This is a genomic window from Ignavibacteriota bacterium, from assembly GCA_016218045.1.
GTDB lineage: Bacteria > Bacteroidota > Ignavibacteria > SZUA-365 > SZUA-365 > JACRFB01.
Genome location: JACRFB010000031.1, coordinates 138375 through 152111 on the forward strand (window position 1 = coordinate 138375; position 13737 = coordinate 152111).

The 13737-nt window shown below is 61.5% G+C and carries 6 protein-coding genes; all 6 read left to right on the plus strand.

The features are described 5' to 3' along the window. Positions 1-183 precede the first annotated feature (183 nt). The 6 genes from HY962_08820 to HY962_08845 all read left to right on the plus strand — a co-directional run bounded on the left by HY962_08820 (position 184) and on the right by HY962_08845 (position 13698). Entirely contained in the window at positions 184-3375 is a 3192-nt protein-coding gene (locus tag HY962_08820) for a PD40 domain-containing protein (protein ID MBI5647025.1), read from the plus strand. 18 nt (positions 3376-3393) lie between these two features. Next, positions 3394-4395, plus strand: coding sequence for an aspartate-semialdehyde dehydrogenase (locus HY962_08825; protein MBI5647026.1), 1002 nt, complete (start codon positions 3394-3396; stop codon positions 4393-4395). Positions 4396-4501: 106 nt separating this feature from the next. Continuing rightward, positions 4502-6037 carry a DUF1800 domain-containing protein gene (locus tag HY962_08830; protein ID MBI5647027.1) on the plus strand — a complete coding sequence of 512 codons (1536 nt, stop codon included), beginning with the start codon at positions 4502-4504 and terminating at the stop codon, positions 6035-6037. 13 nt (positions 6038-6050) lie between these two features. Continuing rightward, on the plus strand, positions 6051-7592 hold the full coding sequence (locus HY962_08835) for a DUF1501 domain-containing protein (GenBank protein MBI5647028.1): 1542 nt from the start codon (positions 6051-6053) through the stop codon (positions 7590-7592). 1 nt (position 7593) lies between these two features. Beyond that, a complete protein-coding gene (locus HY962_08840) occupies positions 7594-11682 on the plus strand; it encodes a choice-of-anchor D domain-containing protein (protein ID MBI5647029.1) in 4089 nt (1362 codons plus the stop codon). Between the two features lie 18 nt (positions 11683-11700). Then, positions 11701-13698, plus strand: a complete 1998-nt coding sequence (locus HY962_08845; GenBank protein ID MBI5647030.1) for an OmpA family protein — start codon at positions 11701-11703, stop codon at positions 13696-13698. The last annotated feature ends 39 nt before the right edge of the window (positions 13699-13737 follow it).

Sequence of the window (13737 nt, forward strand, 5' to 3'; positions counted from 1 at the left end):
AAGATGACGGGATTGTCCCTTGATTCGGCCTCATTCCCGCGTTAGTTTTCCGCGTCACCCAATCCGGATGTTTTGCCGGTGCGGCGCCCGCGGCAGGGGCACACGATACGAGGCGGTGTCTGCTACCGCGTGAAGTCCGCACCGCCGGGATACAGCATTCATTCACGAACATTCCGCGGCTTCATGCGTCCACTCATACTTCCAGTCCTCCTCCTTGCGGCACTGCTCGCGGCCGCGCCCGACGCGTCGGCGCAGTATTTCGGCAAGAACAAGGTGCAGTACGCGCCCTTCGAGTGGTATTATATCCAGTCGAGCCACTTCGACGTCTATTTCACGAAGGACGGCGAGCATCTGGCGCGCTTCACCGCGAATGCGGCGGAGGCGGCCCTGCAGCAGATTCAGGAAACGTTCCGGTATCAGATCAGCAATCGCATCCCCCTGCTCGTGTACAACTCGCACAACGATTTCCAACAGACAAACGCCATCGACGAGTATCTCGAGGAGGGCATCGGGGGGGTCACGGAGCTGTTCAAGAATCGTGTTGTTGTCCCGTTCGAAGGATCGTACGAGCAGTTCCGGCATGTGATCCACCACGAACTGGTGCACGCCGTGATCAACGAGATGTTCTACGGCGGATCCATCCAATCCATCATCGAGAACAGCATTCGCCTGCAGTTGCCTTTGTGGTTCAACGAGGGACTCGCCGAGTACACGGCGCGCGGCGGGTGGGACACCAATTCCGACATGTTCCTGCGCGACGCGACCACCAGCAATTATCTCCCGCCCATACGCGGACTCGGCGGCTATTTCGCGTACCGCGGCGGCCAATCCGTCTGGTGGTACATCGCCGAGAAATACGGGAAGCAGAAGGTCGGGGAGATATTGAATCGCGTCCGCTCAACACGCAACCTGGACCAAGGCTTCAAATCCACCATCGGCCTGACCGTGGAGGAATTGTCGGAACGCTGGACAAAGGAGCAGAAGGTCCTGTATTATCCCGATGTCGCGAAACGGGTGATGGTGGAGGACTACGCCAAGCGGCTGACGAATCACACGAAACTGAAGAACTTCTACAACACGAGTCCTGCGATATCGCCCGCGGGTGACAGGATCGCTTTTATTTCGGACCGCGACGATTACTTCAGCGTGTACACGATGTCGGCCACGGACGGTGGGGACATCCAGCACCTTGTGGAGGGGCAGACGACTGCCGACTTCGAGGAACTGCATCTGCTCACGCCCGGACTGACATGGTCGCCCGACGGTGCGTCGGTCGCTCTCGCGGTGAAGGCGGGCGCCGACGACGCGATCTTCGTCATCGACATGAAGACCGGCGACCGCACGCGACTCGACGTACATATGGACGGCATCTTCTCGGTCTCCTGGTCCCCCAAGGGCGACAAGATCGCGTTTGTGGGAAATTCCGCGCGGCAGTCCGACATCTGGGTGTACGACCTCGCCGCGAAACAGGCGACGAATCTCACAAACGACATTTTCTCGGACGCACAGCCTTCCTGGTCGCCGGACGGCACGACGGTGTATTTCGTTTCGGATCGTGGAGCATTTCTTTCCGGTGACGGTGTGTCGGCCGACATCGATATATCGCAGCACGATTACTCGCAGACCGACGTGTACGCCGTCGGTGTCGCGGGAGCCAGGATCACGCGCATCACCGACACGCCGCGCGCGGGCGAGTCCTACCCTGTTATGCATCCCGACGGCACGCGCATGCTCTTCATCTCCGACATGAACGGCATCAACAACATTTACCTGCGCAATCTGAAGACGGGCCAGGAGTATCCGATCACCAATTCGATGTCCGGCGTGTACCAGCTTTCGCTCTCGCGCGACGGCAACAAGCTCGCGTTTGCCTCCCTCTACGAGGCGGGCTTCGATGTGTTCCTGCTCAAATCGCCCTTCGACCTGCCCGCATTGCCGGCACTCGAGCGCACGGAATTTTTCCGTCGCCTCGAGCTGGATCGTGCAGCCGCGATGCGCGGGGCGCAGGCCGACTCCGCGGCGCCTGTCCGTGTGGCCGGATCGGACTCGTCCGACCAGAAGTCGTACGGCGACATCTCCATTTCACTCGGCCTGCAGCAAGGCGAACGAGACACAAACGCGGTTGCATCACAGGGAGGGCGCTTGACGTTCAGGCCCGGTGAACGGGTGCTTGACGACAAGAAAAAGCCCGACCGTTTTGCATTGAAGAAAAACATCGACGAGAAGGGCGACTATGTGGTGAACAAATACAAGATCAGCTTCTCCCCTGATTTTGTCTACGGCAACGGCGGTTACAACACATTTTACGGCGTACTCGGCACTGCCGCCGTTTCCTTCAGCGACATGCTCGGCAATCATCAGATCATGCTGCAGGGAAACTTCAACGGCGAGTTGAAGAACAGCGACCTCGCCATCGCCTACTACTATCTGCCCGGGCGCATCGACTGGGGGTTCTCGGCGTATCAGACGGCGCGTTTCCTCTTCGCACCCACTGTACAGCCCATCGACGACACCACCGCGATCGTGACCGAGGACATATACCGCTACAGCCAGTTCGGCGGTTCCATTATCGGCGTGTACGCCCTCGACAAGTTCAACAGGATAGAAGGCGGACTCGGCCTCATCAACATTTCACGCGAGAATCTCGAGACGCCCGGCATCCCGATCACCAAGCGCTGGATCGTGCTGCCGGAAATAGCATACGTGCATGACAACAGTCTCTGGGGCACCTGGTCGCCCGTCCGCGGTTCGCGCTACGAAATCCGCTTCACGGGGAGTCCTGCGGTCGGTTCGAATTCCCTCGAGTTCTTTTCGCTCTTTGGTGATTACCGCACGTACACCAAGTTCTGGGACGATTTTTCCGTGGTCTTCCGAGGTGCGGCAGGGGCGAGTTTCGGACGCAATCCGCAGAGCTTCTTTATCGGCGGCACCGAAAACTGGATCAACCGCACGTTCGAGACGGGGCGCGTGCCCATAGACGACGTCGACGATTTTGCCTTCCTCACACCGGTGCTGCCGCTGCGCGGATACAACTACGCGGCACGCATCGCGACTAAGGTGCTGCTCGGCAATGCGGAATTGCGCTTTCCGCTGGTGAAGTATTTCCTCGGCGGCGTGCTGCCTTACATCCTGCAGTCGATCAACACGGCGGTGTTTGTGGATGTGGGCACCGCGATGAACGACTTCTCGAAGTTCAAGGGATTCGGGAGGGACGAGAACGGCGGGATCGTCAACGAGGATCTTCTTGTTGGAACCGGCTTCGGGACGCGCATGTGGTTCCTCGGCTTCCCCCTTCGTTTTGATGTCGGCTGGTCGTACCTCGGATCCGGATTTTCGACACCCACGTATTATTTTTCGCTCGGCGCAGATTTCTGACAATCCCCGGAGGAACCTATGAATCTGTACGACGTCGTCGTGGTAGGCGCGACCGGATTGGTCGGCCGGAAAATACTCGAGGTTCTGGAACAGCGCTCCTTTCCGGTGGACAGGATAGTGCCCGTTGCAAGCGCCCGATCCACAGGGATGGAAATCATGTACAAGGATCATCGCCCCAAGGTTGTGGAACTGAGCGAGGCGGCATTTGTTCACGCCGAGATAGCGTTTTTTGCGGCGGGCGGCGACGTGAGCAAGGCATGGGTGCCGGTGGCGGCAAAACATTGCAAGGTGGTGATCGACAACAGCAGTGAATACCGCATGCATCCGCGCGTGCCGCTGGTGGTGCCGGAGGTGAATCCCCGCGCGATGCACGCGGCGCACGAGCGTATCATCGCGAATCCCAATTGTTCCACCATACAGCTTGTTGTCGCGCTCAAGCCGCTGCACGATGCATTCCATATCCGCCGCATCGTCGTCTCCACATATCAGGCCGTGAGCGGCGCGGGACAGCGCGGGATGGCGCAGCTCTCGCACGAGATGGCGCGGCTGCCCGTTGAAAATCCGCCCTTCCCGCACGCCATACTCTCGAACGCGTTGCCGCAGGTGGCGATGTTTTACAGCGACGGCTACACGAAGGAAGAGTACAAGATGATCGACGAGACACGCAAGATTCTCGGCGATCCGCTCATCAAGGTCGCTCCCACCTGCGTGCGCGTGCCCGTCGCGAACTGCCACAGCGAATCCGTGAACGTCGAGTTCGACAAGCCCTACGATATCCGCGCGGTGCGCGAGATTCTCGAGCGAGCGCCCGGCGTGTTTCTCGTCGACGATCCGCAGAACAGCGCGTATCCGCTGGCGACACATGCCGACGGACGTGATGAGGTGTTTGTCGGCCGCGTCCGGCGTGACGAGAGCGTGGCAAACGGCCTTGCGATGTGGATCGTGTCCGACAACCTGCGCAAGGGCGCCGCGCTGAATGCGGTGCAGATCGCCGAGCTGTGGGCGAAGGGCGGCGTGTAGCCGCGCTGTTGTAAGAAAAAACTGCAGGGTGCAGTAATCGCCTTGCCACGCGGGTGTCCGGCGACCTATATTCGGTCAGACGGTATCCATAATTACCCGGTGAGCAATGTCCTCGATTACCGACACCCCGGCGCAGTCCCGAAGCGGACGGCGCGCGCTCCCGCCCATGCTGTACGGCTCCTCGCGCCGGACACTGGCCGGTCTTGAACCCTGGAATCCCACGCCTTCCGAGCCGTGGGACGCCCTGCGTGCATCACATCTGCTGCGCCGCGCGACATACCTGCCGACCTACGCCGCGGTGCGCGAGGCGCTGACCATGCAGCCGACAGAGCTGGTGGATCGTCTTCTCGAGGCGCCGACCGAGCCGCCCGCGCCCGCATCGTGGGTCAACGAAATTTTCAACCGGCCCACGACGCAGCCGGAGAAGGACGCCTACGAGGCGCACAACAAGTCGCTGACTCAATCCTTGCGCGCCTGGTGGGCCGACCTCATGGTGGCGAGCGGCACGAACATCATCGAGAAGATGACGTTGTTCTGGCACGGGCATATCACGAGCGAGAGCGCGGTGGTAAAGGTGCCGCAGTACCTCTATCAACAGAATGTACTGTTCCGCGTATTCGCGCTCGGCAATTTCCGGGACTTCATGAAAGAGGTGAACCACGATCCCGCGATGCTCCGCTACCTCGACGGCGAAATCAACACGGGCGGAAATCCCAACGAGAATTACGCGCGCGAGCTGATGGAGCTGTTCTCGATGGGCGAGGGACATTACACGGAGCAGGATATCAAAGAGGCGGCGCGCTGCCTTACCGGCTGGCGGCTCGACGAATTCACATCCCTCGACGCGACCTTTAATCCGCTGTACCACGACTCGGGCAACAAGACCTTCATGGGCCGCACAATAGTCGGGCGTTCATCCCTGGACGGGCGCTTCGAGGGCGACGACGTGGTCGACATCATCTTCGAGGATGCGGCCGTCGCGCGGTTCATCTGCCGCAAACTGTATCTCGCCTTTGTGTACAACAACCCGTCCCAGGTCGACGGGGCCATCGTCGACGAACTTGCCGCGTTATTACGTTCGAACAATTACGACCTCAAAATAGTGGTCGAAACGCTGCTCAAGAGCGCGCATTTTTTTGACACCGTGAATATCGGCGCGATGATCAAGAGTCCCGCGGTGTTTTCCGTCGGACTTGCCCGCCAGTTCGCCGCACATCCCGGAGGGGGCAGGCTCGCCGACGACATGCGTGCCATCGAGCAGAACCTTCTGGATCCGCCGAACGTGGCGGGATGGGAGGGGTACCGGACCTGGATCAGCACCACGACGTATCCACTGCGGAAATCCATCGCCGAGCGTTTTATCACCGGGCAGTATCCGGGCGGCGGCTCGCAGACGCCTGTCGACGCCGTGGCGTGGATCAAACAATTCGACAACTACCGCGACGCCGAAAAGCTGCTCGACGAGATCCTCACGCTGCTGCTGCCCGTGAAAGTATCGACCGCACGCCGGGCTGGGTACCTGCAGACCATGCTGGGCGGCGCGCCCGTGTACGAATGGAACATCGACGCGCCAAATTCGGAGCTGAACGTCCGAAACATGCTCGTGCGCATCGTGTCCGCCCCGGATTTCCAACTTCATTGAGCGGAGCCAATCCATGAAACGTCGCGACTTTGTGAAGCAGTCTCTTCTCGCCTCGGCGGGCGTGGCCTCGGTTCCTCTCGTATTCGGCGGCATTCCCGTACACGCAGGCTCGCTGCGCGCGCACCGGCCCGAGGCCTGGGCGCAGAACGACAACATCCTCGTCGTCATACAGATGTTCGGCGGCAACGACGGGCTCAACGCCTTCGTGCCGTTCACCGATTCGCGCTACTACGAGAGGCGCCCGACGATAGGCATTCCTCCCGCGCAGGTGCTGAAGATCGCCAATCCGACCATGGGATTTCATCCCCAGATGACCGGCATGCGGAATCTGTTCGAGTCGGGCAAACTCGCCGCGGTGCAGGGTGTGGGCTACGAGAACGCCAACAGGTCGCATTTCCGCTCGCAGGACATCTGGCTCACAGGGTCGGGCGCGGCCGAGGTGCTGCACACTGGATGGCTGGGCCGCTGGCTCGAGGCCACATATCCTACCTTCCCGCTGCAACTGCCGCCGGATCCCTTCGCGGTGCAGATCGGCGGAACACTGTCGCTGATGCTGCAGAGCCGCAAGGGGAACATGGGCATCACGCTGGCCGATCCCGACATATTTTTCAAACTCGGGCGCAACGTGATCGACGAAGCAGTGCCGTCGGGCACGCCTTACGGCGATGAATATCTCTTCATCCGCGCGATCAAGGAACAGAGCGATACCTACTCGCAGCGCGTGAACGACGCGTTCAACGCGGGGCGCAACGTCGGCACGTACGCGTCCGGCGGACTCGCCCAGCAGCTCCGTCTTGTTGCCCGCCTGATCTCGGGTGGACTCAAATCGCGCGTGTTCATGGTGTATCTCGGCGGCTTCGACACACACAGCAATCAGCTCGGCGGTCATGCCAGTCTGCTCAAATCCGTCTCCGACGCGGCGGAGCAGTTCATTCTCGACCTGCAGAATCAGGGGCTCTCGAAGAACGTGGTCGGATTGACCATGTCGGAATTCGGCAGACGCACGCACGAGAACGGAAGCAGCGGCACCGATCACGGCACGGCGTCGGTGCAGTTCGTCTTCGGCGAGCCGGTGAACAGCGGCGTGCTGGGCGCGGATCCGGATTTCGACGTGACGGATTCGAGCGGCGATCTCGTGTACACCTTCGAGTACAGGCAAATCTATTCGGAACTGCTCGAGCACTGGTTCGACGTCCCGAAGGACGATGTGACACAGCTCCTCAATGGCCGCTTCATTCCGCTGCCGCTGATCCGTTCCTCGAGCGGCGCGGCCGATCCGTCCGCGGTGCGCGAGTTCGAGCTGCTGCAGAATCATCCGAATCCCGTTGCCGCATCCGGCGAGACCACGCTGGGTTTTATTCTCGGCCGCGCCGCGCCCGTCGAACTTCTCGTCTATGACGCGACGGGCAGGCAAGTCGCCGTCGCCGCGCGTGGCCGCTACGAGGCGGGCCGGCATCGTGTGCCGGTGTCGTTCCGCGACGCGGCTCCTGGTGCGTACTTCTATCAGCTCCGCGTCGACGGGCAGCAGGTGACACGCACACTTCTTGTGCGGTGACATGCCTGTCCTTGCACACAGCGGCCTGCGCCGCGCCGTAGTTCTTGCCGCCATGATAGTCTCGGCCGCGCCGCTGCTGCGCGCGCAGTCGACCTGTGATATCGACAAATCCTGCATCGGGAATGCCCTGTACTTCCCGGGCGGAGATCTCGACTATGTGGACGTCTTCAACACGCCGACGCTCAACAGCATCGAGACCACACACGCCATGACCGTCGAGATGTGGGCCCTGGTTGTGCGGCGCCCGGGCGTGATGCAGGCGCTGGCGGGCGTATGGGGACCGCGCACCGACCGCGATGACAAATGGCTGCTCTACATCGACGCGACCGACTCGCTCGCCTTCGAACTCAGTAACGACTCGACGGGATTCGGTCCCTTCGACAACACGCTGGTGAAGGCGCCGATGTTGTACAACACATGGATACACATTGCGGCGATGTGGGACGGCGGCACGCAGGAGGCGCGTCTGTACATCGACGGCCGCCTCGTGGCGCGCGGCAGAAACAGCGAGTATCCGTTGCGCGGCATCCGATCCACCATCAGCTATCTTCAGATCGCGAGCTTCAACGGACAATCGAACGATCCCGCGCGCTTCAGAACGCTGGAAGGAACGGTGGACGAATTCCGCATCTGGAATCGCATAATACCGGATGATGAACTCCGTTGTCAGCGCCACGCCGCGCTTCGCGGCAGTGAACCGGGGCTGATCCTGTATTTCCGCCTGAATGAAGGCGCGGGCGACGTGCTCTGCGACGCCTCGCGTTTCAACGGCCGCGGCAACCGGCGCGGTGCGGCCGACTTCCGTCCGGCAACACGCTCCGTGCCGCCGAGCATCTTTATTACTCCGTCGGCGTTTTCCCTGCCGCTCGGGTGCATTTCCGACACCGTGTTGAACGTGACCATCACCGATACGTCGGCCTGCGGCCAGCGTGTGTCACTCGCGCTAGCCGGACCAGACGCGGGGTCGTTCTCCCTCGGTGCGACCTCGTTGACGCTGTCGCAGAACACCCCGGTGCTGGTCCCGGTGCGGACGAACTTGCGCATCTCCGGACTCATACGCGCTCAGGTCGTTGTCACACCGCTCAACGGCTGTGACGCGCCTGTTGTGATACCGGTCGATATTGTCCGCGCAACACGGCTTGCGCCGTCGATGCCCCGCGTCGTGTTCGACACACTTTTTGGCTGCGAGAACGCAAAGAGATCCGACACCACACTGCGTCTCTGCAATGCCGGCAGCGGGCCGTTGACCGTCGGCGGATTCACTTTCACCAACGGCGCGTTCACCGCGCTGCCTTCGGGATGGACCGCGCCCGCGGTGCTGGCGCCGGGTGAATGCCGCGACATCCTTCTCCGTTTTGAACCTTCCGACACCGGAACATTCACCGACACGCTGCGCGTCATCTCCGACGATCCCTGCCCGGGCAGCGGTCTGATCCCCGTATCGGGACGCAGTGTGAACATTGCGCGCCTCACCATTTCGTCCATCGATTTCGACCGGCCCGGCATTCCGTGCCGCCGCTCGCTGAACCTCGCCGAGGAATTTTTCCTGCGCAACACGTCAGGTGAGAACTTTACGGTTGAAACGATCGAGTTCACGAACGCCGCTTTCAGCACGCCGACCGCGATGCCTTTCACGGCGAGGCCGGGACAGTCGTACCGCATGTACATCCGTTTCCGTTCGAATGTCGAAGGCGTCTATACCGACACGGCTCGAGTGCGCATCGCATTCCGCGGATGCACCGTGTACCGCAGCATACCGTTGCGCGGACGTATCATCGACCTGCGACTTGCCGCGAACGACACACTCGTGAACTTCGGCACTGTGACAGTCGGCCGCAGCGCCACATTACCGGTCACGCTGCGCAACGACGGGATCGACACGCGCGACATCTTTGTATACCTCTCCTCCGGCCGCGTGTTTTCGCTTGCGGGAGGCAGCCGCTTCTCGCTTGCACCCGCTGCGGCGCAACCCGTCGCGGTTACTTTCCGTCCGCTCGGCGCACAGGCATACCGCGACACGTTGTGTTTTCAGGATGTGGGATGTCAGACCATCACGAAGGTGGTGCTGGTCGGCAACGGCGTCTTCGGGACGCTGGTATTCGAACCGCCATACGTGCAGAGCGGCAACGTGATCAACTGCCGCTGCCGCGTCGACACAGTGACCGTCACCAACGCCACGGGCGGACCAGTGACACTGCGGTCCGTGACCATCGCGGGTTCCACGAAATTCACACTTATCGCTCCGGTGCCCGTGCCGGGAGAGATTCTCTCCGCGGGAGCGCAGCGGCGCTACGCGGTGCAGTATTGCCCCGACGGCGCCCCCGATTTCCTTACCGAACGCGCGGACCTCGTATTCGACACCGACGGACCTGACGGCATCCTGCGCATGATGCTGACGGGCACAAACATCGAACCGAAACTCACCATCGACGGCATGACGAATTACGGCGATGTGGAAGTAGGCACGAGCCAGACCCGGATACTGAAACTGACAAATCCGAGTCCCACACCCGTCCGTGTTGAATCGATTCCGCCGTTGCCTCCCGGATTCAGTGTTGTATCGGCGGTGCCACCGGTTGGTTCCGTGCTTGGCTATCGCGACACGATGCTCGTGGGCGTGCAATTTGCGCCCGCAACAAACATCGTGTACTCCGGAACCATCACGGCCACGTCCACCGATCCGTGCACAACGCGCTGCACCGGCGATCTCACGGGACGCGGCATTATCGTGCCGCTGTTTGTGCCGTGGTCCACTGTCGTTTTCTCCGAAGTCAGCCGCTGCGACAGCGTGGTGCGCGTCATCGGCCTTGTCAACGACGGCAGCGTCCCAATCACAGTCGATTCCATCTGGCTAACCGGCCCGGACGCCGCGGCGTTTGAATGGCGGGGGCGCACCTTCAGCGGAACGCCGCCGCGTGCGACACCCCCGCGCTTTGCGGACAGCATCGATGTCGTGTATCATCCCGACCGTTCGCCCTCGGTACAGTCGCAGGCACAGCTCCACATCGCCGCAACCACACGGCTCGGGCAGCAGACGTTCACCATCAATCTTGTTGGCGGGCGGATTCTGCAGTTCATCCCGAACCGCACGGCCGTTGTGTTTCCCGCAACACCCGTGCGTGTCGCCGCGGCCCCGGCGCCCGTCGCCTTCCAGAATCCGAGTTACCTCGAAACGCTGTACATCGACTCCGTATCGTTCCTGCCCGATCAGGGCGTGTTTTCCTACAGCGGGTCGTTGCCGCTTGTCATCGCGCCGCGTCAGCGTGTGTCGCTGAACTTCGGTTTCCTGCCGCGGGCAGCGGTCACGTACACTGCGAAGGTGCGGCTTGTCACGCGTGTGGGCTGCGTCGAGCGCGATACCTCGATCAGCATTTCGGGCGAGGGCTACACGCCGCCCTGGCTCACCACAATCTGCGTGGACACCACGATTGTGGGCGAAATCGGTCAGGTGCTTCGACTGCCCGTGACCCTGAACCGCAGCATACCGCAGAATCCGCTCGACATCGATCTTGTGGTGCAATACCACCGCCGCGCACTGCAGTATCTTGGCTTCGAGCCCGTCTACACACGGATTGCAGCGCGCGATACCCTTCGTACCGAAGGAGTAAAAATCTCGCTGCGAGGGAATCAGAATGTCGGCGCGGGACCGATCGGATACATCAGTTTTCGTGTAGCCGCATCCGATTCCATGCGCTTTTTCCTGCGCACCGACAGCATCGACTTCGCGTCGGATTCGACCTTCTTCATAGCGCTGTTCGGCGACGGGTGCATTCGCACCGTCACCATAAATCCGCGCTGCGGCGTGCAGCGCATCGTCACCAGCGCGAACCGCTATGAACTGGCGCAGAACTTCCCCAATCCCTTTCGCACGCGCACCACCGTTGTCTTCGAAACACTCGAGGACACACAGGTACGCATCGAGGTGCGCGACACACGGGGCCGCCTTGCCGCGGTGCTCACCGATGCGCCGTATCAACACGGACGTTACCAGCTTGTGTTCGACGCCACCGGTATTGCAAGCGGCCTGTACAACCTTGTCATGACAACAGCCAACTTCACCGCGACACGCACTATGCTCGTCACGCAGTAATCACGCGCCACTGCACCTATGACACACACACGCATTGGGAGACATTCCGCGATTTTGGGCGCGCCGCATCGCCTCGCCCTCGCCGCAGTTATTTGTATAATCGGCGCGGGGCACCTCGCCGCGCAGCCGCGCTGGCATCTCGGAGTACATGCGGGATACGGATACGCGTGGCACAACACACGGCAGGATGTGCTGCCGTTGTCGGAAGGGTGTGGGAGTTTCACATACGGACGCGGGTCCGGCGGGACCGCCGGACTGGTGGCTGAGGCCGAATTGCTGCCCTGGCTGCGCGGAACGACGCGTGTAAGCTGGGCGCAGCTCGGCGGCACATTGCGCACCATATGCGACAATGGCATCATCGTGCCGACCGGCAACAACAATGAATTTGCTCCGCTTGTGCGCGAGTACACAAAGACGGTGCAGCTCGATTACGGCCTTGTGGAGGCAGCGTTCAAGGTCATGCCGCTCTCCGTGCCGCTGTATCTCACCGCGGGCATCAGTGTCGGTGCCCCGCTGTTTCGCGCGCGCTACGCACAGGACGAGCGCATACTTTCACCCGCGGGAGCGCTGTTTCCCGGTTATCAGGTGCGGCGGTCGAACGGGGAAGGGGAGATTGCCGACACAAAACTCCGTACCGCGATTGCAGGGGGTATAGGGTATTCGATACCATTGCGCGGCGATGTGGAAGTGTCGCCCGAAATCGTGTACACACATCCGCTGACCGACGCTGCAGCGGGGCCTGCCTGGAAAATCGCACACGCGCGCGCCGGCGTGAGTGTCACCTGGTCTCCGCCCGTCGAGGCGCCGCCACCGCCCCCGCCGCCGCCACCACCACCTCCTCCTCCGCCCGCGCCTCCCGCGCCGCCGATAGCGCGGCTCGAGACGGCCACCGATGTCGCAGTCGACATTACGGAGACGTTTGTGACGGAGACCTTCCCGATTCTGCCATACCTCTTTTTCGAAAGGGCATCGGCGAAGTTGCCGGACAAGTACCGCAGGTCGACAGCGGGAGAGGCGGACTCCTTCTCCGAACAGCATCTGCCCCGCAAGACGCTCGACATCTACTACCACATCCTCGACATCATCGGATCGCGGATGTGTGAGAATCCAACCGCGCGCATCACGCTCATCGGTTCGACCGACGACAAGGACGAGGAACGCGGCGACACGTCGCTGGCAATGGCGCGCGCACGCGCGGTGGCCACCTATCTCATCGACGTCTGGCGCATCGATTCGAAGCGGCTCGTGCTCGCGACACAGCGGCTTCCCCCGATACCGACGAGCCAGGCCTACGCCGAGGGCGACGAGGAAAACAGGCGTGTCGACATCATCTCGACATCGCCAGAGCTGTTCCGGCCCGTCGTGCATGAACGGTTCAGCGAGTTCAAGATCACTCCGCCCACCGTGACCATGACGCTGGCCGGCGAGGGCAACGCCGGAATCATGCAGTGGCTGCTGCGTGTGACGCAGGGCGGGCGGCCCGTCGCGGAGTTCGCAGGATCTGGCACGCCTCCAGCGGCGCTCGAGTGGAATCTTGGCGACACACTCGCCGCGCAGGTGCGCGATAACATTCCACTCGTCGCGACTCTTTCGGTGACCGACGGGAACGGAGCGACGGGAAGTTCGGAACTGCAGATCCCCGTCAGAAAAAAACAGAACTCCTTCGAGATCGGACGCCTGAGCCTGATTGTCTTTGATTTCGATCGCGCGGACATTCTGCCGATGAATCAGCGCATGATACAGCGTTTTGTCGCCGAGGCGATTACCCCCCAATCGACAGTGCTGATCACCGGTTCCACCGACCGGCTCGGAGAGGAACAGCACAATGCAGAACTGTCCGCGGCGCGTGCCGACAACGTTAAAAAAATTCTGCTTCTGCAGAGCCCCGTGTATCAATCGCTCGAGGCCCGCGGTATCGGCGAAGCGCCGGATCTCTACGACAACGCGCTGCCCGAAGGACGGTTCTATTGCCGCACCGTGTCGGTGCATGTACAAACGCCTGTCGCCGGTCAGTAGTATCTTCAGCCGGTCCGCTTCATTCTGAAAGCTTCGCGG